This is a genomic window from Streptomyces sp. NPDC043854 (assembly GCF_056436005.1).
Genome location: NZ_JBWKDK010000065.1, coordinates 1 through 24439 on the forward strand (window position 1 = coordinate 1; position 24439 = coordinate 24439).

A 24439-nucleotide genomic window follows, 5' to 3' on the forward strand; every position below is an offset into this window, starting at 1 on the left:
CAGCGCCTGCGCACCACCCTCGTGCGCGAAATCGGCCTGGAGCCCTCGGCCGCCCTGCGCCGCCTCCAGCGCTCCATCCTCATGGCCGGCCCCGAAACCCCCATGGCGCCGGAAGCCCCGGCCGGCCGCCTCGTGCACGTGGGCTGAACGCCTCGAGCGCGCTCGCGCGCGTGGGCCGAGCGGGGGGCTTGGCGCCCTGCTGGTCGCCGGCGGCTACCTGCTCCAGGGCGGCGGCCGGCCCTTCGACCCGCCGCCGCCCTGGTCGCCTCCTGGCGCCCCGAGCCCCGGCGGACGGGCACCCGCGAACCCGCCACCACCCAAGGGGTGACGGCGCCCGTCTGAACGCGCCCACCGGTGTGCCGCTGACCGGGGAGACGTCCCCGTGAAGCGCTCACCGGTGCAGGCTGCCCGGTGCGAGCAGGTTGGCCAGCTCTGAGACGGCCTCGGGGGACGGCTTGGCAGCGGTGGCCGCTCTCCGGCTTCTTGTGTCTCGACTCGGCCATCAGCATGCGAGCACCCGGAGATGCGGGAATCGGAAGGCTGCTCGACAGGGGCTCGAGCTTTTCAGGACGCTGTCCGGTACCCCGCTACCGTGCCGAAGTCGAAGGCTTGAAATCGATGGAACTCGACGAGGTACGGAGGAAACCGTGAAGATTCAGGTTCTGGGTCCGTTGAACGCCGAGGTCAACGGGGGCTCGATTGTTCCGACTGCGGCGAAGCCGCGCCAGATCCTGGCGCTGCTCGCTCTCTACCCGGGGCGGATGATGCCCGTGCCGACACTCATGGAGGAGATCTGGGGCACGGATCTCCCCCAAAGCGCGCTCACCACCCTGCAGACCTACATCCTCCAGCTGCGCAGACGGCTGGGCACGGCCATGGGGCCGGGCGATCCCGGCGGGGCCAAGGAGGTGCTGGCCACCCGCCACGGCGGTTATCTGCTGCAGATACCGCGGGAGAGCGTGGACGTACACGAGTACGAGCGCCTGGTGGCGGAGGGTCAGGGGGCTTTCGACCAGGGCGAGGACGAGCGGGCGGCACTGCGGCTGCGGCAGGCGCTGGCGCTCTGGCAGGGCCCGGCGCTCGTCGACGTCCGCGTGGGTCCGATCCTGGACATCGAGGTCATGAGGCTGGAGGAGAGTCGGCTCGTGACCGTGGAACGGCGCATCGACGCCGACCTGAGACTGGGACGGCACACCGAACTCCTCGCCGAGCTCACCCAGCTGATCGCTCGGCACCCGCAGCACGAGGGCCTGCACTCGCAGGCCATGGTCGCCCTCTACCGGTCCGGTCGGCAGGCCACCGCGCTGGACGTCTACCGGCGGCTGCGCCAGCGCCTGATCGAGGAGCTGGGCGTCGAGCCCTCGCCGCAGCTGCAGCGCCTGCACCAGGCGATGCTGGCCGTCGACCCCGCGCTGGACGTGGCCGCGGGCCCCCGGCGCGGCTCCACGTTCGACCTGTACGCGGCCTGAACGGCATCGGAGAGCCGGGCGGAGGCGGGCCGCTGCCCCTCTCCGACCGGACCGGATCCCGTCGCCCCGAACGCAGGCGAGATCCGGCCACGGAGGTCCGGTGTCCGCGCGCGCATCGGGATCCGCTGGTAAGGGTGGGGTGGTTGTCGTGCGGAGGAGGTACAGGGCATGAGGCGGTCCGGACGGTGAGGCGGGTGGCCATCACCGGTGTCGGGGTGGTCGCCCCGGGCGGGGGCGGTGCGAACGGCTTCTGGTCGATGCTGCTCTCCGGGCGCTCGGCGACCGGTGCCCTCACGGTCGTCGACGGGCGGCCGTTCCGCTCCCGCGTGGCCGCCGAGGCCGAGGTCGAGGTCGGGCGCAGGGGCGGGGGCGGAGAGCGCGGGGGCGCGTACGGGAACGCGTGCGCAAGCACGGGCCTCGAACCGGCACGGGTCGCGCGGTTCGCGCTGGCCGCGGCCCGTGAGGCGCTGGCCGACAGCGGGCAGCCGGGCGGACCGGAACCGGAACCGGAGCGCACCGGGGTCTGCCTGGGCAGCGCGCTGGGCTGTATCGGCGAACAGGCGGTGGAGTACGCCGTCGCGAGCGACGCCGGCGCCCGTCGGCTCGTGCACCACGACCGGACCGTGCCCCAGCTGTACGAGTACTGCGTGCCCAGCTCCGTGGCCGCGCAGGTGGCCCGCGCCGCGGGCGCCCGCGGCCCCGTCTCGCTGGTCTCGAGCGGCTGCACCTCCGGCCTCGACGCGCTCGGCAACGCCGCCGACCTGATCCGCGAGGGCAGAGCCGACGTCATGCTGGCCGGAGCCGCCGAGGCCCCCCTCACGCCGCTCGTGCTGGCCTGCTGCGACACACTGCGGATCAGCTCCCGCCGCAATGACGAGCCGGCCGGCGCCCATCGGCCCTTCGACCGCACCCGTGACGGCTTCGTCGTGGGCGAGGGGGCGGGCGTCCTCGTCCTGGAGGAGTGGGAACGGGCCCGCCGCCGCGGGGCGCGGGTCTACGCGGAGCTCGCCGGCCACGCGACCCGGGCGGGCGCCGCCCACATGACCGCGCTGAGGCCCGACGGGCAGCCGCTGGCGGCGGCCGCGCTGGCCGCGCTGGCCGAGGCCCGGCTGGCGCCGGGGGACGTCGACTGCGTCAGCGCGCACGGTGCGGCGACCCGGCAGGGCGACCGGCACGAGACCGCGGCGATCAAGGCGGCCCTGGGCCCCCGGGCGTACGGGGTGCCGGTGACGGCGCTGACCTCGATGACCGGCTACCCGTTCGGTGCGGTGGGGGCCTTCCAGGCCGTCGCGGGCGCCCTGGCGATCCGGCACGCGCTCGTGCCGCCGACCGCCAACCTGAGCGTTCCGGATCCGGAGTGCGACCTGGACTACGTGCCGCTGAACGCCCGCCCCCAGGAGGTCCGTTCCGTCCTGGCCCTGGGAAGCGGTTTCGGCGGATTTCAGAGCGCTCTCGTGCTGACCCGGCCGGAAGGGGCCGGCAGCGCCGGCAGCCCGGCATGAGGAGTCGGCCCGTCAGCGGGCCGGACCCGCCTTCGCCCACGGCACCCGGCGCGCCCGACCGCGGCACCCCCCCTCGGCCGGGCGCGCGACCGCGGCCGCCTGCGGCTTGGCGCGGGCAGCTCCCCGCCCCCGCCCCCGCCCCGCCCCGCCGCGCCGCGCCGCGCCCCGAGCCCGAACCTCGGCCGCCGCAACGCCGAGTCCTCCGTCGGCACCCTGTGACCGGCCCGGCCGGTCGCTGGGGGTTTTGTCCAGGGCTGCTTGAGGCGGGCGGGGCCGGGCGGGGCCGTGTCAGCGCCGTGTCAGCGGTGCGTGGCGGGCGGGGACATGCTCGTCACCCTTTCGCCTGCCGTACGGAGCTGCCCAAGGAGGGAGCAGATGGCCGTGTCCCTGTCGGTGATCGTGGCTTCCGGGTCGCCGCCGGAGCTCGACCTCCACGGGCCGCTCGCCCCCGGGGCGCTGCGGGATGCCCTGGCGGTGCTGCCCCCGTGCGCGCCCACGCTCCAGCGGCACACCGAGACCCACCACACCCTGCGGCTGCCGCACTCCCCCTTCCCCGCGGGTGCCCTGGCCGACCTGCTCGCGCAGGCGCCGACCGGGGACGCGCAGCCGCCGCAGCCGCCGCAGTCGGCGGAGTCGGCACAGTCGGCGGAGCCCGAGGCGCCCGGGGCGTGGCGGACGTCCACCGTGCCGCCCGGGCCCGGGCCTGTGGCTCCCGGCGGGACGGACCCGGCGGGCGGCCACGCCGCCGTGCCGGAGCGGCCCCCCGGCACGGCCCTCGCCCCGGCCTCGCCGCTGCAGCGGGACATCCTGCTCGACGTCCTGACCCGTCCCGGCGCCGCGCTCCACGTCGAGCAGCTGCACTGGCGTTGGGAAGGCCTCCTCGACACGGAGCGGTTCGCGGCGGCCTGGGAGGCCGTCGCCGACCGCGAGGCCGTGCTGCGCGCGGCCCTCGCACCCCCCGTACGGGACGCCGGACCCCGGATCGCCGTCCACCCCCGCGCCGTACCCGAGATCCGCCGCCATGCGGCCGGCAGCGTCGGCTGGCAGACCCTGCTCGCTGCCGAGCGGGCCCGGCCCTTCGACCTGCGCCGTCCCGGCCCGCTGCGCATCGCGCTCCTCGAAGGGCCGCCAGCCCGCCACGGCGGCGCAGGGACCGGGGCCGGGTCCGACGGCCGCGACGGGCCGGGCACGGTCCTCGAGGGCGCCACCCGCGTACTGCTCACCTACCACCAGGCGCTCCTGGACCGGCGCAGCGTCCGCCTGCTGCTGGGCGCCTTCCACCGGGCGTACGCCGCCGACGGCCGCGGCACCGGCGGGGCGCGCCGTCCCGACGTACGCGACCACCTGTACTGGCTGTCCGGTCAGGACGTCGCGCCCGCCCGCGCGTTCTGGCAGGCGGCCGGGCCGACGGCCGGTGCCGTGACCCTGCCCGGGCGGCCCGCCGCCCTCGCGAGCGGGGAGCCGGGCCACGGGCGCGTCCACCGGACCCTCGGCCCGCCGGAGGCCGCGCGGCTGCGGGAGTGGGCCGCCCGGTGGGGGGCCGGTGAGAGCACCGCGCTCCAGGCCGCCTGGGCGCTCCAGCTCTACCGAGCAACCGCCGACGCGAACTGCCGGCCGTGCTCCGTGGCGTTCGCCGTCACCGTGTCGGGCCGCGGCATCGCCCTCGAAGGGGCCGAGGCACTCCCCGCGCCGCTGCGGAACCCGCTGCCGGTCCACGTCGTCGTCGACCCGGCCGCGACCGTGCCGGGCCTGCTGGAGCAGCTGACCGGGCACGCCCTGGGCGCGGCCGCCTACGAGTGGGTGTCGGCGGGCCAGATCCGGGGGTGGGCGAACGGGTCCCCCCACGGGGTGGCCACCGATTCCCTGCTCGTCTTCGAGCCCCCGCCGCACGACCGGGACGGCAGCGCTTCCCCCCATCTGGCGGACCTCGCCGCCGAGGGCGCACGGCTCGGGCCCGTCGAGTGCGTCGGCCCCGACACGGCCGTTCCCCTGACCCTCGCCGCCGAGCACGGGCCGGACGGCTCGCTGCTGCTCACGGCCTTCCACGACCGGAGCCGGTTGTCCGGGGAAGCGGCCGCGCTGGTCCTGGAGCAGACCGCGGTGCTGCTGCGGGGCCTTCCGCTGGAGGCGGGCGAGTCCACCACCGTCGCGCAGGCGCTGCGCCTGCTGGCCGGGGCCCGGGTGCCGCCGGTCGGGGTCAGGCCGCCGGACGCGCTGCGCATGCTCCGCGGCCGGGCGCGGCTGGGCGCGGGCACCATCTGCCTGGTGCCGCCGCCGGACGCGCCCGGCGACTGCTACGAGCCCCTGGCGGCGCTGCTGACCGGGCCGGAGGCGCTGGCCACGCTGGCTGCGCCCGCCGCCGCGGGGGACTTCCTGACCGCGCTGCGGCCGGTGCTGGCGGCGCAGGAGCCCCTGCTGCTGGGCGGCTTCGCCGGGGCCGGCGCCCTCGCGTACGAGATCGCCGAACTGATCGGTGCGCACGGCTTCCCCCCGCCGCTGGTCGCCGTCGGCGGCCGCGCCGACAGCGGATCCGGCGGGGCCGTGGCCCTCGCCGGGGTGCTCGGTTCGGCGGCCGGCCGGCCCCGCTGCGCCGCCGTCCCGCCACCACACCCCACCACACCCGAGGAGTACCGATGACGAAGCACCGCAGCGTTACGGCACGGGCGCTGTGACGGGGGCCGTGACGGGCGCCCCCGGCTCCGCCGCCCCCGGATTCGGCACCGTCACCGAGGTCGCCGACGGCGTGTACGCCTACGTGCAGGGCGACGGCGGCTGGTGCCTGAACAACGCGGGCCTGGTGGTCGGAGCCGGAGGGCGGAGCCTGCTCGTGGACACCGTCGCCACCGAACGGCGCGCCCGGGACCTGCGGGCTCAGGTGCTGCGACTGGCCGGAGCCGCGCCGCGCGCGCTGGTCAACACGCACTTCCACGGCGACCACACCTTCGGCAACCACCTCTTCCCCGAAGCCGTGGTGATCGCCCACGAGCGGACCCGGACGATGATGGAGCTGGCCGGCCTCCACCTGACGAGCCTGTGGCCGGAGGTCTGCTGGGGAGCGCTGGAGCTCGCCCTGCCCGACGTGACGTACCGGGACCGGATGACGCTGCACATCGGCGCGGTGCAGGCCGAACTCCTGCACCTGGGCCCGGCCGCGCACACCACCGACGACACCGTCATCTGGCTGCCCGAACAGCGCGTGCTCTTCGCCGGAGACGTGCTGATGTCGGGGACCACGCCGTTCTGCCTGATGGGCTCCGTCTCTGGTTCGCTGGCTGCCGTGGGGCGGCTGCGCGCCCTCGGGGCAGAGACCGTCGTCCCCGGCCACGGCCCGATCGGCGGCCCCGAGCTGCTCGACGCCAACGAGGCGTACTTCCGCTGGCTGGAGGAGTGCGCCGGACGTGGGCGTGCGGCGGGCCTGACGCCCCGGCAGCTGGCCGCGGAGCTCGCCGGGGAAGGGCCCTTCGCGGCGCTGCCGGACGCCGAGAGGCTGCTGCCGAACCTGTACCGGGCGTACGCCGAACTCGACGGTGCGGCGCCCGGCCACCCCCTGGACGTGGCCGCGCTGTTCGGGGAGATGGTCGAGTTCCACGGGGGGCTGCCCGCCTGCCACGCCTGACCCCACCCTTCAGGCCCGAGCTCCGAGCTTCGATGTGCGATCGACGGCCAGGCGTCGCGCTCCCAGCCGTGCTCGGTCATGTCCGGCCACACCCCGGTGGCGCTCTCATGGTCGATCGGCCGCAGGTGCTCGACCTGCACGCCCTGCTTCTCCGTGATCCGCGAGCTGAGGTCGATCAGGCCCTGCGTATGGCTCCGCTCCGGGCTCTTCTTCAGCGCGCAGTTGAGGAACAGCGCACGCGGGTCGTCATGGCTCATACCCGTCAGTGCCGCCGAACGGCCGAACGTTACAAACGGGTTCGGCAGGAGTGCGACCGGGCAGTTCAGCCGGCCGGTGTGAGCGCTGCGGCAGGCGGCGACGCGGTCGTGGACAATGCCGGCGTACGACTGGGAGCCAAAGCCGCGGACCTGACGACGGCCGCGCAGAGCGGCGAAAGATCGGCTTCCCGGCCGAAGACCGCTCCGCGAAACTGAGGAAAGGCGATCCCGAAGGAAGGCTGAGGTGCATGGTGGCTGCATCGGAGGATGCCCTTACCATCCGCCACGTCGCCGAGCGGCTGATGAGGGCGCACCCTCAACTGGACGCCGGCCTGGTGCAAAGCTCGGTACGGACAGCGTACGAAGAACTCAGATACGCACGTGTGCGTACCTACCTGCCAATCCTGATAGAGCGCAGGGCCAAGGACCTCCTGCCCTCCGACGCCCAGACAGAACCCAGTACGTGATAGGCACGGATCCCCAGCGCAACGGACCGCGGTCTCGGTCCCCAGGACGTGACCTGGCGGGACGGCAGTCCGGGAGCCCAATCGCCGATCCCGCCCGCCCTTGACCAGCGTACTTTCGGGATTGTCGGCACTGGTCGTCGAGGATGTGGTGGACGAGGGTGCGGTGATCCGCGTCTCGGCGCGAACCCGCATGGAGTCGGTGTTTTGCTCGGACCGGCAGGGAGGCTTCCCTGCCGGCCCGAGCAGCAGGACCGGCTGGCACCGGCCCGCAGCACCAGACACATTGCGAGGTGAAATCAGGGGGCTGGCGTGCGGCTCGCGTGGACTTCGGGATAGGTCACCATGCGACGTGCTGGTAGTCCTTGAGGAGGACGCCGTGGATGGGTGCGCCCGCCTGTCCTTGCACGATGGGGTGGTAGACGCGGGCCGCGCCGTCGACGATGTCCAGCGGCGGACGCCATCCGGTGGCGGCGTGCCGCTCCCGCGCGGGAAGGGGTTTCTCGTCGGTGACCCAGCCGGTGTCGACACTGCAGGTGTGAATGCCGCGGGACGCCAGGTCGGCAGCGCTGGTGCGAGTGAGCATGTTCAGGGCTGCCTTGGCCATGTTGGTGTGCGGGTGGTCGCTGGTCTTGTTGCGGACAGTGAACTGGCCCTCGACGGCGGAGACGTTGATCAGGTAGCGCTGTGGGTGCGGGGAGGCATCCAACAGGGGCAGCAGGCGGTCGGCGAGCAGGAACGGCGCGATCGTGTTGACCAGCTGGACTTCCAGCAGCTCGACCGGGTCGACTTGGCCCAACCGCAGCGTCCAGGAGTTGGTGGCGGCCGTCTCGGTCAGCAGGCCCGCCTCGTCAACCGTGTCCGGCGGCAGCGGCGCGGCAACCGATCGGGCGGCTGTGTGTGGGGTGGCGGCCAGGGTGTGGTGCGACTCGGACCGGGGGGTGAGTTCTGTCGTCCATGGCAGGGGCGCGGTACGGGGGCCGGGCGGGAGGAATCCTGGAGCAGTCCAGATCTGAGCCGTGGGGAATGACGCCTCGGTGGTGGTCTCGGCGGCGACCAGTGCGCTGTAGGCCTGCGGAGAGCGGCGCAGGGTCTGGGCCGCGTTGTTGATCAGAATGTCCAGGGGCAGGCCCTGGGAGAGCAGTTCGTCGGTGAAGGCGAGGACCTGCCGGGGGTCACGCAGGTCCAAGGCGGCGATCCGCAGCCGATGCCACCAGTCGGCGGCACCGGGCGCTGCGGCGAAGCGGCGTACCGCATCGCGGGGGAAGCGGGTGGTCACGGTGAGCTCGGCCCCGTCGCGCAGGAGCATCAGAGCGGCCTGGTAGCCGATCTTGACGCGTCCGCCGGTCAACAGCGCACGGCGGCCGGTCAGGTCGGTGCGGGCCGTGCGCCGGGTGAAGTTGTCGTCGGCGCACTGGAGACACAGCCGGTGGTAGAAGTGGTGGACCTGCCGGTAGTGGTTCTTGCACACGTAGCAGCGCTGCGGGCGATTCAGCAGCTTGAGCGGCTCGCCGCTGTCCGGGGTGGTATCCGGCGACCGGCGCTTTGCACCCGGGCCGGGCTGAAGCTGGATGTAATCCCGAACGGTCAGGCCCTGCCCGGTGCGGGTGTTGGTGGGCAGCGCGGCGTCCATGGTGCGGTCGGGGGCGCCGGTCGCAGTGGCGGCGAGCAGTTCCGCATCGGCTGCTGCCCGAGCCGCGCGGGCCTGAGCGCGGCGTCGATGCCGTCCGTCGCGGACGAACGCCGCGGCGGCCTTTTCCAGCAGACGGCGCTGAGCATCATCCACCGGTAGTTGTTGTGCCTGGTGCAGCAGGTCCAGACAGGTCTGTATGAGCTCACTGTTCATCGGCGTACCTGCGGCGTGAGTAACCGAAACAGCTGTCTGCACCAAGATTCCTTACTCGAACATGTGAGCGTGTCAATGCAACGATGACCGCCCATGATGCAGGACTGCTCCGACATCCGTCACTCACATTTCGTTCCGATGTGGCCCCAGTCGCGGACTACTTGGCCGGCCGAGCGATCGGCCGTTCCTCCTCCGCCCTGGTCGACGGGCGGACCCCCCGGCGTTTCCCGCCTCCCTCCCCCGGGCCCTCAGCTTGTCATTTACCGACGAGGCTGATTTGCCGGCTCGGCTTCAGCCCACAGGTCCCCGCGCGGCGGGTCGCCGAGCGCGACGAGCAGGCCGTCACCGCGTGGCGGGAGGCGGCCTGGGACGAGGTAAACGAGCCCGGGCGGCCTGCTGGGGCTACATCTGTGTAGCCGTGGCCCAGGCGGCCACCCCTTCGGCCGACGCTCTCCGGCTTGCCCGCCTAAATCCCCCTAAAGATGACGGTAGTGGCCGATTATCGACGGAGCGTCACTCGCCAGCCCTCATCGACCGCACCCACCTCACAGCCCGTCACGGACGAGGCGCGGTGGCCAGTCAGGAGAAGCACATGGACACCACCCCGGACGATCGCGCCCCCGCTCCCGACGGACGTGCGCACAGGAAGCCGAACCGGACGCGCCGCAAGCCGCACGCGTGGATCGCCGGCGTCGCCCTGTGCACAGCACTGCTGCCCGGCGTCACCCCGCAGGCCTCGGCGGCGACCCAGCAGCAACAGCCCAACGACCGTGCCTACGTGGCCAACCGCGACGACGACACCGTGTCAGTGATCAACATCAGAACCAATCAGGTGATCGCGACCATCAACGTCGGGGACGCGCCGCAGGGGGTGGCGGTGGACGAGGAACGCGCCCTCGCCTACGTCGCGAACGGCGGCTTCCCCAGCAGCGTGTCGGTGATCGACACCACCACCAACCAGGTGACCCTGACCATCCCCCTCCCCGCCGGCAACGGCGCGAGCGCGATCGCGCTGGACACGCTGCGCGACCGCGCCTACACGGCCGACAGCAACGTCGACACCGTCTCGGTGATCGACACCGACACCAACCAGGTGATCGATGCCCTCAACGTCGGCGACGGGCCGACCGCGATCGAGGTGAACCCGGCCACCGCACGCGCCTACGTGGCCAACTTCAACTCGGACGACGTCACGGTGATCAACACCAACACCGACCAGGTGGCCCTGACCATCCCCAACGTCGGCGACGGACCCACCGGGGTGGCGGAGGACCGGCGCCGTGCGCGCCTCTACGTGCCCAACCTCAACGGCGACAACGTGTCGGTGATCGACACCAACACCAACCAGGTGTTCCCGTCCCAGATCACCGTCGGCGACCTCCCGCAGGGGGTGGCGGTGGACCAGCGCCGTTCCCGCGCCGTCGTACCCAACACCGGCGACGACGACGTGTCGGTGATCAGCACCAGGAACAACCAGGTGACCGGCACCTTCGGCGTCGGCGACGGGCCGCAGAGGGTGGCCGTGGAACAGCGTCGCCCCCGCGCCTACGTGGCCAACTTCTCCGACAACTCGGTATCCGTGATCAACACCGGAGACGGCACCGTGTACGCCACGATCAGCGTCGGCGCCGGCCCCTTCGGCATCGCGGTCGTCGGCTAGGCCCAATGCCGTTGAGCTATGGCGGCAGGATCGCAATGGCCCCGGCTGGGGGTCGGGTGGGCTGGGACCAGTCGCGGTGGCGGCTGGTCTTGGCCCGGTAGTTGGAGGCCCGGCACGCCGATCCGCGGGCAGTGGGCGGTGCTGGAGCCGCTGTCACCGGTTGCGGTGAGGGCAGGCCGCCGGTATGCCGCGGCAGGCTGATCGACGGGATCCGTTTGAGGTACGGCCTGACCAGTGCGCGCTGACTGGCCTACGCCGCCACGTTCTGGGCGGCCGCCGCCCCGGCTCGCTGCCCCAGCGCGTGGATCAGCGAGCCCCATCGGACCGCTGGATAGCATCGGGGATCATGAATCTGGGTATAACCGACTTCACCACGGTCGACTCCGAGCGTCCGCCCTCTCCCGTCGCCACCGACTGGCCGGCGATTGAGGCATGGCTCGGTCTCGCCGCTGGTCTGCCGTCAGACTTCAAGCAGCTTGCGGACGCGTGCGGTCCCGTGGATTTCGGCGAGTATGTCTGGATCCATACGCCTTGTGTCGAGGCCGGCAGGTTCGACTACGGCACCTGGCTGCGCGACACTCACCGCACCGCCCGCATCGAACTGCGCGATCTGCCCGAACAGGAGCAGTACACCGTTCACCCCGAGCCCGGAGGGCTGCTTGCCTGGGGCGAGAGCCGCGGTGGCGATGTGCTGTTCTGGGATACCTCCCGCTCCGCCGACCCCGACTCTTGGGGTGTGGTGGTACACCACAGTGGCGCCATCCCGGGCAGCGGCCTGCGCGTCTGGCACGCCTACGACCTCACACTGACCGAGTATCTGAGACACACCGTCCGTGACAGCTGGGAACTCCCTTCGCCGCCCGGCCCGCTGCTGGGCCCGCTGCCCGGTTCGCTCGCCCGCACCGCGTTCCTGCCCGACGCCCAGCCCTGGACACCTCCGGCGCCCGCCATCCCGCGCCTGACCGAAGCGCAGCGGCGCGTCGCCCTGCAGACCGGCACCGGCCTGGCGGCCCTGGAGCTGTTGTCTCCTCCGCCCGCCGAGCCGTATCTGGGCGGGGGCAGCTGGGAGGCGCTCTTCGCGGAGCTCGGAACCGTTCTGCCGCAGGAGTACGTCGTGCTCATGGAGCGGTACGGGGCGGGCAGTTGGAGTGGGTGGCTGCGCTTCCTCACCCCCCTGCGGACCTCCGACCACGAGCGGCGTTTCGTCACTGGTGTCGAAGAGGTCCTCGACGGCTACCGGCAGCTCAGGGACTCCCATCCGGACTGGTACCCGTTGGCGGTGTGGCCCGAGCCGGGCGGCTTCCTCCCCTTCGCCAACTCCATCGATGGCGACCACCTCGGCTGGCTCACCGAAGGCGACAGCCCCGACACCTGGCCGCTGGTCGTCTGGCCCCGCCACGCCCCGCAGGGGCCGCCGCTGGAGGGCCGGCTGATCGACACCCTGCTCGCCTGGCAGCGCGGCACCCTCACGACTGAGGGTCTGCCGGGCCTCGACCCAAGCGACGACCCCGTGGAATTCGCCGGGTTCAGTGCCTGGGACACCCACGCATATTGGTGAGATCTATATCTGGAGCACTCGTCGACCGCAAGCGGGTCGTCCCCGGGCGTGACCTCACCTCCTGGCTGCTGGAACACTCGGCCTCGCTCACCGAGGCGGAGATCGTCGAGCACCTGACTTCGGTGGTGGGAGCGGGCGGTGAGTGCAGCCTCAGTGGCTGCGGTGAGCACGGTGGACTCAGTGGAGGCAGAGGCAGAACGGATGGCCGGCCGGGTCCGCGTAGATCCGCCAGTTGGCCCCCGGGCGGAGGTGGTCCGTCCGCTCCAGCACGGTCGCGCCGAGGGCGAGTGCCCGCTTCTCCTCCCCGTCGAGGTCGTCCACGTCGAAGTCCAGGTGGAGCTGCTGCGGGCGCTGCTGGCCGGGCCACTCGGGCGGCCGGTAGCCGTCCACCCGCTGGCAGGCAAGCGGCGTTCCCTCGAACCCGTGCACCTCGACCCAGTCGGGATCCTCCGGGTCCGCGACCACGCGGCCGCCGAGCAGGTCCGCGTAGAACTCCGCAAGCCGTACCGGATCGGCGCAGTCCAGTGCGACCGCCTGCAGTTTTCGAATCACTTCCGACACCCCGCGTTCCTCGGCCGCTTCCGCACCGTCCCGTACGGAAAGGTCGTACCCGCTGCCGCAGCGGGCATGCGCGCGGCAGTACGCCGTTCCGCCGCCGGGCTGCCGCTGAGCTGCCGTGTGTCGAGTGGTGCTCGGTCATGGCGGGCCACCCACCTGAGAGACCCGTTTTCGCCTTGTCAACGGCGGCCCGCGTGTCTCTCATCCCACCGGCTCGTGGCAAGGGGCACGCGTCTGCCGCGGCGCGTCGGGATCAGGCCGGCCTCGTGCGCGGCGATGGCCGCTTCCACTCGGTTGCGCGCGCCCAGTTTCGTGAGAACGGCGCTGACGTGTGCTTTTACCGTGCCCTCGACCAAGTGCAGTCGGCTCGCGATCTCCGCGTTGGACAGCCCCGCGCCGAGTCCGGCCGGCACGTCGCGTTCCCGCTCCGTCAGCCGGTTGAGAGAACGGTGGGTGTGTGCCGCCCGGTCGCCGCCCGGCGACGACCGGGGCCAGCCGATCACCGGCCCGGATCCCGCCGCGCAGCGGCCCGGTAGCGCGACGGCGAGATCCCGTACCGCCCGGAGAACGCCTGCCGCAGCGCCTCCGCGCTGCCGAATCCGCAGCGGGCCGCCACGGCCGCCATCGGCAGCGCGGTCGAGGCGAGCAGCTGCGCCGCAGCCTCCGTCCGGGCAAGCCGGACGTACCGACCCGGCGCCTGCCCCAGATGGTCCGTGAACAGCCGGGTGAGATGACGCGGCGTCACCCCTGCCCGCGCGGCCAGCGCCTTCGTGCTCAGATCGGCGTTCGGGTGCGCAGCGATGTGCTCGACGAGCCCCCTGACCGGTTCGTCGCGCGGCGCCGGAGATGCCGTGAACAGGCTCATCTGCGCCTGGTTTCCCGGCCGTTGCAGATAGACGACCAGGTCCCGGGCCACCTGGCGGGCCAGTTCGGGGCCATGGTCCTCCTCGATGAACGCGAGCGTGAGGTCCAGGGCGCTGGTGACCCCAGCCGCCGTGTAGACGTTCCCGTCGCGGACGTAGATCGGCGCGGAGTCGATGGTGACCTCCGGGTGCTGGTCGGCCAGCCGGCGTGCGTATCGCCAGTGCGTGGTCGCCCGCCGCCCGTCGAGCAGCCCGGCGGCGGCCAGGACCGCCGCCCCCGTGCACACCGACGCCACCCGGCGGCTCTCCTTCGCGAGCCGCCGGACGTGCCCCACGAGCCGCGGATCGGCCGCCGCCTGCTCGAAACCCACCCCGCCCGACACGATCAGGGTGTCCAGCGGGCCGACGAGCCGTTCAAGCGGCTGATCGCTCCCCAGCGTGAGCCCCGTGCCGCAGACCAGCGGACCGCCGCCCGGCCCGACCACACGCACCCGGTACGGCACGGCGGGCACGCCGATCCCGTTGGCCATGGCCAGGGGCGTGGTGACACACGCGATGTCCAGCAGTTCGGCCGCCTCGTACCCGACCACCGCCATCAGCCGCTCCGCCATGCGGCGACCCTATGCCGGAAGGACGGGTACCCCAAGGGATCGGACGTCGTTCCGGCAGCCCGTTCCCCGGCGGTCCGTACCGGCCGGACCGTGGGGGCGTAGCCGCACGCATCGAGAGAGGACCCCGATGACCGACTCCGTACGCGACGACGCCGCGGGCACCCTGCCGCGCCGGCTGTCGCACCGCTGGCCCACGCTCGCCGCGGTCGCCCTGGTGGTCGCGACCTTCGTGGACGGTGTGCCGCCCGTGGGTCTGCTCGCCGGTCTCCTCGCCGTCATGCCCGTGTGCTACCTGCTCTTCGGCGCGTTCCGCGGCGAACTGCGCGGCTCCCGCGTCCTGGCCGTCCAGCTCGCGGGCCTCGCCGGCTTCACCGCCATGGCAGCGCTCGCCCTCGCCGTCGACGAGACCCTGGGCCTGCGCATGGTCGCCGTGGGCTGGCTGGCCCACGGGATCTGGGACGTCCTCCACCACCGGTCGGGCCGGGTCGTCCCGAGGGCCTGGTCGGAGTGGTGCGCGGTCGTCGACGTGGGCGGCGCGCTCGCGATCCTGACCCTCGCATAAGGGCTGTCGCGGGACTGCTGGTTGGTGAACCGCGGCGAGCAACAGGTTGTCCTGTCACGCGTCACACCTTGTGGTGAATGCCTGTCATATGCCTGGCCCCGGTGATCGCGACGAACTATCAAGGCCAGTGTTGACCGGCTTCGGCTGAACGGCCGAGTGAAAGTGAGGCGTCTGTGACCATTCGTGCCTGGATGACTGCCGCTGCGGCAGCCCTTGCCATCGTCAGCAGTGTGGCGGCCGTCCCCGAGTCCCAAGCCGCCGCGGGCTGTCGCGCCGCTTCCTGCGACGGCAAGAATCCGCATACGACCGGTTGCGACCGGGACGCTCGTGACGTCGGCACCCCCATCCGTGCGGGAGGCGGCCCCGCCGTGCAATTACGGTCCTCTGACCGGTGCAGGGCTGCGTGGGTGATCATCGAGCGGGGTGACCACGCGCACCAGGGGCGGATCGAGACCCGGGGCGGAAAGTCCTTCCACGCGGATGCCAACCGCTATCGGCCGGCCTACTCACTGATGGTGGGGACGAATCACAGGTACCGCCCGTGCAAGAAGGATCTCGGTGACGGCCAGTGGGAATGCACCACCCACTGGTACTGATCGCCTCGCCACGGGCCGGAGCCTGCTGCATCGGGGCTCGCTCGTTCGCATGGCATGCGAGCGGGTCGCGTGACTCCAGCGGGCCGATTCGCCATGGTGGAACGCGGACGCGACCCACCCCGGCACGTCGCCCCGACGAGTGAGCCGGCTTGGGCTGCTCAGCATCGCCACCCGGCCACCTCTGCCGTCACCCCGGAGACCCGTGCCTGGTGTGCAGGTCCGACGGGCGCACTCACCGGAGCAACGGCGACCTCAGGCGCCCGCCCTGCGGCAAGAGCACACAAGTTCGATCACATGACTACGCGGTGAGGCCGGAAATGGACAAGAAGAAGCCGAAGAACCCCGACGATCCGGAATCACTGTCTGACGAAGAGATGATGAAACTGATCAACGAGATCCTCGACAGCGTCCCGCCCGAACAAGCCGAGGCCTGCCTCCTCGCCATTGCCGAGGGGAGGCCGGCTCCCCGTGACGTTCCGGTTGAGCTGAGCCCCGCCCAAGCGAACGACCTCCTCCTCTTCCTCCACAGAGGCGGCGGCTGATCCCCAGGGCCGGTGCCGGTCCCCTCGGGGGCGCACACACAGGGAACTCGGTGATGTCCATGCCCCCGTGTGTGCGCCTTCCTTCCGGGACAAGGGGCGACGAACCTGTGCATCCATGACCACGAGTGACACAGACGGCGATACCGAGGAGCCCCCCGGCCGTGCACCGCAGGCGCCCGCGGGCAGGCGCCCCTGGTTCGCCGGCACGACGGCGTTGGCCTTGGTTGTCGCCATGGTCGGCGCAGTGCTGGCCGCCTTCGTGACCCCGCTCGGGGATCATCTGATGAAGACCCTGCTTGATGAGCCGACCTGCCCCGGCGAAGGCTGCGAGGGAAAGAACCCCCAGAACCAAGGCTGCGGAGAGGACGCGGGAACGTTCAAACCGGAGATCAACAACCCTGCCCTCCTCCAGATTCGGCGCAGCGAGGACTGCAAGGCCGCCTGGGCGAGGATCGAGCGGGGAAACCCCGGAGACCTGGTCACCGTGAAGGTCGTCGGCGGCGCGAAAAGGACCGCAGAGGTCGAGTACGGGGATGACAAGTTCACCAACATGGTCGCCATCCCGGATGGCGACTTTCAGGTCACAGCCTGCGCGATCCCGAAAGCGGGCGGCAAGAGCACCTACGAGACCTACTGTGTGCATGCCACCGAGGCCACAGCCTGGCGGTGACGTGCGCCGCCGGCAAGTTGGCGGCCGCCCCGAGCACGGCGATCACTGGAACGCCCAGCGGCACGCCGCCCGCAACGCGGCCGGGACGACCCCCTTGCCGCGGGCCTCGGGCGGCAGCCAGTACAGCTGCCGCCGCGCCAGGCAGCCCGGGCGGTGACGGGAGCCGGGCGGTGACGGTCAGAAGCCGCAGGCCGCTCGCGCATCCCGGAAGCGCCCGGGATGCCGCCGCCGGTACTCGACCAGGCACTGGGCGACTGCGGCTCCTTCACCCACGGCGGCGCCGACCCGCTTGACGGATCCGGAGCGCACGTCCCCCACGGCGAACACACCGGGCACGCTGGTCTCCATCGGCAGCGCGCCCGGGCCGGCTCCGCCGCTTCCGGTCAGGACGTACCCGCGGTCGTCAAGCTTGAGCAGGCCGCCGAGCCAGTCGGTCGACGGATGGCCGCCGATCAGCACGTACAAGCAGTGCGCGGAGACCGTTCGCTCGCCGCCGTCGCGGTGGTGCAGCCTGAGCCCGGTGAGGGTCGGTCCGCCGAGGCATTCGGCCACCTCGGTCTCCAGGAGGACCTGCAGGTTCGGAGTCCGCTCGATGCGCTGCACCAGGTAGCTCGACATGGAAGCGTCGAGGTCGGTGCCCCGTACCAGCAAGGTGACGGTGCGGGCGTGGCGCGCGAAGTAGAGGGCGGCCTGTCCGGCGGAGTTGCCCGCGCCCACCATGTACACGTCCTCCCCGGCAGCCGAGGGGGCGTCGGACAGACATGCGCCGTAGTACACGCCGGAGTTGAGCAGGCGGTCGACGCCGGGAGCCGTCAGGCGGTTCCAGTCCACGCCCGTGGCGACCACCACCGCGGCCGCCGTCACCGAGGCCGTCTCATCGGTACCCGCCTTGACGAACTCGACGGTGTGGTCACCCGTGTCCGTCGGGGTCACCCGACTGGCCACCCGGGTGGGCTGCCACTCGACGCGGGCCCGACGGGCCTGTTGCAAGGCGCGCTGAGCGAGATCGCCACCGGTGAGGCCCACGGGGAAACCGAGGTAGTTCTCGATCCGCGAGGTCGATCCCGCCTGCCCGCCGGGCGCGTCGTCCTCGATCACGACCACGCTCATGCCCTCGGCAGCGGCGTACACTGCCGCGGACAGACCTCCGGGACCACCACCGATCACGGCGACGTCGTAGTGGTCCTGCTCGGCCGGCCGGATGAGGCCGAGCCGCTCGGCCAGCTCACTGATCGAAGGATCCACCATCTCGGTACCGTCGCCGAGCCGGACGGTCACCGGTGCATCCCGCACGTCCTGCTCGGGCAGCCAGCGGAAGATCACGCCGCTGCGGCCGAGGAAGTCGCGCACCGCATAAGCGGCGGGTGAGAAGCGGCTCCCGCGCACCTCGGCGGTCGGCAGATCACCGTGGCGTGCGGCATTCCACGTGCACAGGGAATCGTCGAGCGCGCCACGAAGGTGCTCGGCCGGGTTGTCGTCGCTCCGGACCGCCCCGGCGGGGACGTCGGACTCCGCGTTGCCGTGCTCGGCCAGCGACAGCCAGCGCACACCGGGGTGCTGGGCGGCACCCGGGTCCGGTGCTTCATCGGCGAGCACGGCTGCCACCGGTACCTTCCGGTCGGCCAGCGAGCGCAGGGCGCGGACCACCTCCGCCGGCCCTCCGACCTGCAGCACGCGGAAGGACGTCCGGTACCAGCTTTGCACCAGCTCGGCCGTCTCGTGCCGGCGGAGCGGGTCGGAGTCGGAGAGAACAATCACCGGCAGTGCGGCATCGGCCATCAAGAGGTCCTCCAGCGGGTCTTGGGCGATCGGCTTCCTCTTCCGGTCAACGAGCGGGGGCGCCATACGAATCGGCTCCGGTCAACGGTGCATCGTCTCGCCGCAAGGGCGCCGTCTACAGGCCAAGGGACAGCAGGATCGTGACCGCCGGTGGAACCGGTGCGATCCACCCCGCCCAGCGGCCCGCGCTCGCCAGGGCGGGGGATCGCAGGGACAGCCGGAAGCCCACCGCGAGCAGCGGGGTGACCGTCCAAGACGCCCACCAGCAGGCCGTGACGACCGCGACGGTCCGGGGATGGACCTCCGCGGCCATCTGGGCCAGCCCCCCGAAGAGGAATGCCACCGGGATGAGGGCCACTGCCAAGGTCGTGGCCCACATCAACACCCCGTCGGCGGAGCGGGTCCCGGTGGTGCGCTCGGAGGCCGGCGCGGGGGTCGTCTCGTGCATGGGTACAGCCAATCGGCTCCGGCGCCGGTTCACCTGCGCCGGCGTACTCAGGGTCGGCCGGTCCTCGTACTCATCACTCCCGGGCGGCTTTCCCGGCGTCGGCGCGAGGCCGTCACCAGGTTCCGCCCAGGACCGTGGCGTACGCCGCCTCCCGGACCTCCTGCTCCGGGTGGCGGCGCAGTTCGACGACGGCGGCGCGGCAGGTGTCCGGCCAGTTCTGGCGGGCTCCGAGGGCCGTGGCGAGGCCGACGGCGAGGAGGCCTTCGACGAGGCCGCCGTCGCTGCTCAGGGCACGGACCGCGGCGAGGGCGGCGGCGGGGTCGGCAAGCGGGTTGCCGTACTGGTGTGCTTCCTCCAGGTCCTCGGCCACCCGGACCGCGAGGACGGGGCGGCCCTCGATCGCAGCGGTCAGCTCGCGGAGCGAGAGCAGCAGGTCGGGCTCGGCTGCCTCCAGGTCGATCGCCCGTACGAGGAGGGCGGTGCGGGTGGCGGTGGCCGCCGGTTCGGCCGTCAGCCGCCGGGCCAGGACCGCGCACATCCGGCGGTCCCGGATCGACGAGCCGATGAGGGATTGCAGGCGGCGGCGTGCCGGCAGATCCCCACCGCGCCCGCCGCCCTCCGGTTCGCCGGCCGCGATGAGCGCCAGGAGCCGGTCCACGACGCCGTGCAGAAGGCTGCCGGGCTCCACGCCGCCGATCGGGTGGGGCAGTTCGGACTGGGCCAGCGCCGTCAGCCCGTGGCTCGCCCGCCAGATGCTCAGTGGCGAGGCGAGGTCGGTGTAGACGTCCGCCAGCGCCGCGCCGGCCGCGGGCGTGTACTGCGCCCAGTCACGGAGGCTGTACAGGGCTTGGTCCGCCGCCTGTTCCTCGGCGACGAAGGGCAGCCGGGCGACGAGCTCCCCGTATCGGGCCCGGTGGGCCGGGGCCAGATCCGCCGGGTTCAGGTCCAGGAGCGTGCGCCGGGCGGCATCCGGCCCGTCGGTGGCCGCCGACTCCAGCAGGGCCCACATCTCCTCGGCCGGCAGCAGCGTCGCGGCCACACCGATGACGGTGGCGTGCACGTCCGGATGGATGCCCGGGGTGCGGCCCACGCTGGACAGGAGCGCGGTGGCGGCGGCCGGGGGCAGGTGGCGGGCGGCGAGCCGGGCGGCCGCCTTCCGGACGGTGACCTTCACCCCGCTCTCGCGGCTCAGGACGTCACGGAGCAGGGCCGCGACCCGGGTGGGCCGGGCATGGGCGGCGGCGCGGCCGGCCGCGGACCAGGCGGCCGCGGCCCGGTCGTCGCCGGCATGGTCGAGCAGGGCGCCGAGGGCGGAGGCCGGGTCGTCCGTGTGGGCGGCCGCGTCCAGAGCCGCTGCCGTCAGAGCGCACTCGGCATGGCCGGCCGGGGCGGAGTACTGCCGGAGCAGGGCCCGCCCGTGCTCCGGCACCGGGGCCACCGCGCGGAGCAGCGCGGCACGTTCGTCGAGGCCCCTGCCGGGATCGGCGACGGCGGCCGCGGCCAGGCGGACCGCGGCCTGCTGCTGCCGGGGCAGCCATCGGTCGGCGTACCGGAAGGGAGGCAGCGGCCGGGGAGTGCCGGCCGCCGGGAACCGGCCGCCCGGGGGTGGGATCTCGGGCAGGGCGCGGTCCAGCAGGTCGGTGCGTTCCGCGGCGAGCACGGCGAGCACCGGAGGCAGGAAGACCGCAGAGGGTTCCCGCGCCAGCAGCTCGGCCACGCGGTCGCCGCGGGTCGCGGGGTCGGCCAGCCAGGCCGCGGCGACCTCACCGAAGACCCCGTCCGGGCAGGTGCGCAGGGCCTGTTCGAGGCGGTCCTGGAGTTCCGGCATCCGGTGCGCGCGGTGTCCGCAGGAGGTGACCAGCGCGAGCAGGGGCGCGACGTCTCCGCGGGCGGCGGCCCGGTCCAGCCACGGGCCGAGTGCGTCGAGCACGGCGTGTGCCGCGCTGCCGCGCAGCATGTCGCCCGGGCGGCCGAGTTCCGCCCTGCCGGTATGAGCGGTCAGCGCCTCCACGATGCGTACGGCGGTCCGCAGGGCGGCGGCACTACTGGCGGCGGCAGCTCGGGCCGCCGTGGCCGCGCTGGCAGGTGCGTCCGTGGCGGCGCCGGCTGGTGCGTTCGTGGTGGCAGGTGCGTTCGTGGTGGCCGCGCCGTCGGCTGCGGCCCCTTCCGCGGCGGCGGCGAGCAGGGTCACGGCCAGGGTCCGGATCGTGTCCCGGGTCCCGGACGAGCAGTCCCGGGCCCGCAGGGCAGCCAGGCACAGCCGTTCCAGGGATTCGGACCCGGTGCGGCCCGCGGGGGACGCGGTGGGCGCGCCGGCCGCGAGGGCCGCCACGAGCAGCGGTGCCGGCAGGTCGGCGAAGGCGGTCAGGGCCTCCCCGCGTACGGGGTCGCGCTCGTTGGTCAGCCGACCGGCAGCCAGCGCGAGAACCTCCGCGACCTCCTCCGGATCGCGGGTGTGGCCGGCATTGACGGCCAGCCGGTCCCAGATCGTCCCGCGGTCCTCGGCGTCACCGGTACTGAGGGCGGCCAGGAGTTCGGGGCGGGCCTCGGCGGGCGGCAGCAGGGCGAGCAGGCCCCAAAGGTCCCAGCCCGTGTGGCGTTCGGCGCGGAGTGCCTCGACCGCGGCACGGGCCCGGGCGTGCCGCTCCGCGGTCGGCAGCAGGGCGAGCACCCTTTCGTGCGCGCGGACGTTCCTGCGCGGATCGCCCGCGGCGACGACGGCGTCCACGAAGCCGGGCCGGCGCGCCGGTGTCATCGACCGCAGCAGAATGCCGAAGGCCTTCCGGTGGAACCACCGGGCCCCGAGCCCGGGCAGGGACGGCGGGTCTGCCGCCACCAGCTGCCGCATGACCGCCCGGCCGGGTGTCCGTTCCCACCGCGCGGCCGCCCGGCCGGGGTCGGCGAGCCAGCGCGCGACGCGCTCGGCGTCCACCCCGACGAGGACGCCCAGCCGGTCGTGCACCGGACCGGGCAGGTTGTCAGGGCCGTACCGCTCCAGCAGGTCCAGCACGCGCCCCGGCGCGGCGGGCAGGGCGGCGGCGATTCCGGTGGCGTGCTGCCTCCACCAGCGGTCGCGCAGCCGCTCGGGGAGGTCGCCGAGTTCCCGTCCCGCCTGGTCGAGGACGGCGGCGGGATGACGGACGGCCAGCGTGCTCCAGTCCTCGAACGCGAGCGCGCCGGCCAGTTCGGGCAGCAGCCGCGCGGTGAACTCCGGCGAGCAGCCCGGCAGCAGGCGGGCCGCGTCCTGGTCGCCGTACTCGGTGCGCACCCGGAGCACCAGCCGCTCGGCGAGTGCGGGCCGCCGCGCGTGGCGCAGCAGCCGTGCGAGGTCGGCGCGGACCACGGCGGGCGCGTCGTCGTATGCGGCCTCGACGGCGGCGTCCGGGACGGGCAGTCGCCGGGCGCCGCGCAGCGCGTACCGGCGGACCACCGGGTCGGAGTCGGCGAGCCGGGCCGCCAGGTACCCGAGCTCGCCGGCGGTCAGGGCCGCCAGCGCGGCGAGGCGGCGCTCGTACGGGCCGAGCGCGTCCAGAGCGGTGAGCAGGGGCCGTAGTCCGCCTCGGGCGGCGAGCCGGTGAGCGGTGACGGCGGTGTACCGGAGCCGGGCGGAGTGCGGCAGGGGTTCGAGGGCGGCGAGCAGCTCATCGGCAGTGGAGATCATCGCGGGCATTGTGCCTGATGGCGTGAGCTTGTCCCCACCGGTTATCGGACCGGCCACATGGGCGACGCTCCCATCGGACGTGAGCTCCGTTGCGCGGGTCGCGCCGTCCGCGCTCCGCGCTGAACGACCGCCGCGCCCCGGCGCTGCCGCCTCCGTCCACGGTGCTCCGTCGGCGCAACCCGGTCCGCGGCATCCGGGCCGTGCCCGCCGGAAGAGGTCATGCGCACGGCGTGGCGAGGCCGGGGCGCCCGCGGGCTGGGTGATGATCGGCTGCGTGAAGACTTCCGGACGTCTGGCCGCCTTCGCGGTCGCGGGCCTGCTCGCCGCACTCCCCGCGTGCTCGGCGTCCGACGGCCGCGGCGGCGGGGCGGGTGCCCGTACCGGCGAAGACGCGGGTACCGGTGCCGGTACCGGCGCGGACACCCCTCGGGCGGGGGCTTCCGGTGCGGTGTTCCGGGGCGGGCACCCCGCCCCCGCAGGCGCCCGCGACCCGTACTTCCCGGAGCTCGGCAACGGCGGCTACGACGTCACCCACTACGCCCTGAACCTGGCCTACGACCCCGGCAGCGGCCGCCTCGAGGGCACTGCGGAGATCACCGCGAAGGCCACCGAGGACCTCAGCGCCTTCAATCTCGACCTCCTCGGCATGGAGGTGCTGGGCGCCACCGTCGACGGCCGCACGGCGCGGGTTCGCAGGGACGGGCAGGAGCTGACCCTTCAGCTGCGCGATCACCTCAGGAAGGGCGCCGCCTTCCGCAGCGTCGTGCGCTACGCGGGCACGCCGGAGTCGATCACCCATGACCACGGGTGGCGCGAGGGCTGGCTGAGGACGGACAACGGAGCGGTCGCGTTCGGTCAGCCGACGGGCTCGATGTCCTGGTTCCCGGGCAACCACCACCCTTCGGACAAGGCCACGTACGACATCACCGTCACGGTCCCCGAGGGGGTGCAGGCCATCTCCAACGGTCAGCTGCGCGCCCGGCGCACCAGCGGCGACCGCGCCACCTTCCACTGGCACCAGGCCGAGCCCATGGCCAGCTATGTGGCGACCGTGGCCATCGGCAGCTACGACATCAGGACCTCCCGGACCCGATCGGGCGTGCCGGTCGTGTCGGCGATGGACACGACCGCGGGCGTGGACGAGGACGGAGCGGTCCTCGGCCGGTTCCCCGAGATCATGGAATGGGCCGAGGAGAGGTTCGGTCCCTACCCCTTCTCCGCCGCGGGGATGATCGTCGATCAGGCGGCCGACGTGCCCTACGCCCTGGAGACCCAGAGCAGGCCGACCATTCCGGCCGACATCTTCCACACCACCAACGTGGTGCACGAACTGGCCCACCAGTGGTTCGGCAACTCCGTCACCCCGCGGACCTGGCAGGACATGTGGCTCAGCGAGGGCTTCGCGACCTATGCGGAGTGGCTGTGGACCGAGGACCACGGCGGGGCCAGCGCCCAGGAGCACTTCGACCGCAACCACGCCAAGGCCGCGGACGACGACGAGTGGGACTTCCCGCCCGCCGAGCCGCCGAGCGCCTCGGACATCTCCGGCCAGCCGGTGTACGTGCGCGGCGCGATGGTGATCCACAAGATCCGCCAGACCCTGGGCGACGAGGCCTTCCGTACCCTGGTGCGGGGCTGGACCCTGCACCACCGCCACGGCCACGCCTCCACGGCCGACTTCACCGCGTACGCGGAGGCCAAGGCCGGCCGGGACCTCGACTCGATCTGGGACTCATGGCTCTACGGCGAGGGCAGGCCCGCGTGACGGGGTCGGCGC

General features: G+C 73.1%; 19 protein-coding genes and 2 pseudogenes. 14 read left to right on the top strand and 7 right to left on the bottom strand.

Annotation, left to right across the window (positions count from 1 at the left end; genetic code table 11):
* From AC068A_RS33105 to AC068A_RS33130, 6 genes are all read left to right on the top strand, one after another.
* Nucleotides 1-147 (top strand): BTAD domain-containing putative transcriptional regulator (locus tag AC068A_RS33105; protein WP_478589997.1); only part of this gene is annotated, 147 nt, incomplete at its 5' end.
* Nucleotides 148-647: 500 nt separating this feature from the next.
* Nucleotides 648-1469: an AfsR/SARP family transcriptional regulator gene (locus AC068A_RS33110; RefSeq protein WP_478589975.1), complete on the top strand. Its 822-nt coding sequence runs from the start codon at nucleotides 648-650 to the stop codon at nucleotides 1467-1469.
* Nucleotides 1470-1654: 185 nt separating this feature from the next.
* A complete protein-coding gene (locus AC068A_RS33115; RefSeq protein ID WP_478589976.1) occupies nucleotides 1655-2971 on the top strand; it encodes a beta-ketoacyl-[acyl-carrier-protein] synthase family protein in 1317 nt (438 codons plus the stop codon).
* A gap of 375 nt (nucleotides 2972-3346) precedes the next feature.
* Nucleotides 3347-5608, top strand: a complete 2262-nt coding sequence (locus AC068A_RS33120; protein WP_478589977.1) for a condensation domain-containing protein — start codon at nucleotides 3347-3349, stop codon at nucleotides 5606-5608.
* Nucleotides 5609-5651: 43 nt separating this feature from the next.
* Nucleotides 5652-6587, top strand: coding sequence for an MBL fold metallo-hydrolase (locus tag AC068A_RS33125; RefSeq protein ID WP_478589978.1), 936 nt, complete (start codon nucleotides 5652-5654; stop codon nucleotides 6585-6587).
* 505 nt (nucleotides 6588-7092) lie between these two features.
* Entirely contained in the window at nucleotides 7093-7311 is a 219-nt protein-coding gene (locus AC068A_RS33130) for a three-helix bundle dimerization domain-containing protein (protein ID WP_478589979.1), read from the top strand.
* 337 nt (nucleotides 7312-7648) lie between these two features.
* Here AC068A_RS33130 and AC068A_RS33135 read toward each other — a convergent pair whose 3' ends face one another.
* Entirely contained in the window at nucleotides 7649-9154 is a 1506-nt protein-coding gene (locus AC068A_RS33135; RefSeq protein ID WP_478589980.1) for an SDR family NAD(P)-dependent oxidoreductase, read from the bottom strand.
* Between the two features lie 266 nt (nucleotides 9155-9420).
* On the opposite strand from AC068A_RS33135, the pseudogene AC068A_RS33140 reads away from it, so the two are divergent.
* From AC068A_RS33140 to AC068A_RS33150, 3 genes and pseudogenes are all read left to right on the top strand, one after another.
* Nucleotides 9421-9604, top strand: a pseudogene (locus AC068A_RS33140) (winged helix-turn-helix domain-containing protein); the annotation flags it as partial.
* A 142-nt stretch (nucleotides 9605-9746) separates the two neighbouring features.
* Nucleotides 9747-10814, top strand: a complete 1068-nt coding sequence (locus AC068A_RS33145; RefSeq protein WP_478589981.1) for a beta-propeller fold lactonase family protein — start codon at nucleotides 9747-9749, stop codon at nucleotides 10812-10814.
* Nucleotides 10815-11160: 346 nt separating this feature from the next.
* Nucleotides 11161-12372: an SMI1/KNR4 family protein gene (locus AC068A_RS33150; RefSeq protein ID WP_478589982.1), complete on the top strand. Its 1212-nt coding sequence runs from the start codon at nucleotides 11161-11163 to the stop codon at nucleotides 12370-12372.
* A gap of 177 nt (nucleotides 12373-12549) precedes the next feature.
* Here the strand turns inward: AC068A_RS33150 and AC068A_RS33155 are convergent, their stop codons facing one another.
* The 3 genes and pseudogenes from AC068A_RS33155 to AC068A_RS33165 all read right to left on the bottom strand — a co-directional run bounded on the left by AC068A_RS33155 (nucleotide 12550) and on the right by AC068A_RS33165 (nucleotide 14404).
* Nucleotides 12550-12924 carry a VOC family protein gene (locus AC068A_RS33155; protein ID WP_478589998.1) on the bottom strand — a complete coding sequence of 125 codons (375 nt, stop codon included), beginning with the start codon at nucleotides 12922-12924 and terminating at the stop codon, nucleotides 12550-12552.
* Between the two features lie 185 nt (nucleotides 12925-13109).
* Nucleotides 13110-13364 (bottom strand): annotated as a pseudogene (locus tag AC068A_RS33160) (response regulator transcription factor); the annotation flags it as partial.
* Between the two features lie 65 nt (nucleotides 13365-13429).
* The gene (locus AC068A_RS33165; RefSeq protein WP_478589983.1) at nucleotides 13430-14404 is read right to left on the bottom strand and encodes a GlxA family transcriptional regulator; all 975 of its coding nucleotides are present in this window, start codon (nucleotides 14402-14404) and stop codon (nucleotides 13430-13432) included.
* Between the two features lie 127 nt (nucleotides 14405-14531).
* Between AC068A_RS33165 and AC068A_RS33170 the strand changes: the two genes are divergently transcribed.
* The 4 genes from AC068A_RS33170 (at nucleotide 14532) to AC068A_RS33185 (ending at nucleotide 16774) form a co-directional block, all read left to right on the top strand.
* The gene (locus AC068A_RS33170; protein WP_478589984.1) at nucleotides 14532-14966 is read left to right on the top strand and encodes a hypothetical protein; all 435 of its coding nucleotides are present in this window, start codon (nucleotides 14532-14534) and stop codon (nucleotides 14964-14966) included.
* A 191-nt stretch (nucleotides 14967-15157) separates the two neighbouring features.
* A complete protein-coding gene (locus AC068A_RS33175; protein ID WP_478589999.1) occupies nucleotides 15158-15562 on the top strand; it encodes a DUF2690 domain-containing protein in 405 nt (134 codons plus the stop codon).
* A gap of 317 nt (nucleotides 15563-15879) precedes the next feature.
* The gene (locus tag AC068A_RS33180; protein WP_478589985.1) at nucleotides 15880-16104 is read left to right on the top strand and encodes a hypothetical protein; all 225 of its coding nucleotides are present in this window, start codon (nucleotides 15880-15882) and stop codon (nucleotides 16102-16104) included.
* 115 nt (nucleotides 16105-16219) lie between these two features.
* Nucleotides 16220-16774: a DUF2690 domain-containing protein gene (locus tag AC068A_RS33185; RefSeq protein ID WP_478589986.1), complete on the top strand. Its 555-nt coding sequence runs from the start codon at nucleotides 16220-16222 to the stop codon at nucleotides 16772-16774.
* 177 nt (nucleotides 16775-16951) lie between these two features.
* Here AC068A_RS33185 and AC068A_RS33190 read toward each other — a convergent pair whose 3' ends face one another.
* The 3 genes from AC068A_RS33190 to AC068A_RS33200 all read right to left on the bottom strand — a co-directional run bounded on the left by AC068A_RS33190 (nucleotide 16952) and on the right by AC068A_RS33200 (nucleotide 22662).
* On the bottom strand, nucleotides 16952-18553 hold the full coding sequence (locus AC068A_RS33190; protein WP_478589987.1) for an NAD(P)/FAD-dependent oxidoreductase: 1602 nt from the start codon (nucleotides 18551-18553) through the stop codon (nucleotides 16952-16954).
* A gap of 115 nt (nucleotides 18554-18668) precedes the next feature.
* On the bottom strand, nucleotides 18669-19001 hold the full coding sequence (locus AC068A_RS33195) for a hypothetical protein (RefSeq protein ID WP_478589988.1): 333 nt from the start codon (nucleotides 18999-19001) through the stop codon (nucleotides 18669-18671).
* A 112-nt stretch (nucleotides 19002-19113) separates the two neighbouring features.
* Nucleotides 19114-22662: a hypothetical protein gene (locus AC068A_RS33200; RefSeq protein WP_478589989.1), complete on the bottom strand. Its 3549-nt coding sequence runs from the start codon at nucleotides 22660-22662 to the stop codon at nucleotides 19114-19116.
* 262 nt (nucleotides 22663-22924) lie between these two features.
* Here AC068A_RS33200 and AC068A_RS33205 point away from each other — a divergent pair, with 262 nt between their 5' ends.
* The gene (locus AC068A_RS33205) at nucleotides 22925-24427 is read left to right on the top strand and encodes a M1 family metallopeptidase (protein WP_478589990.1); all 1503 of its coding nucleotides are present in this window, start codon (nucleotides 22925-22927) and stop codon (nucleotides 24425-24427) included.
* Nucleotides 24428-24439: the final 12 nt, after the last annotated feature.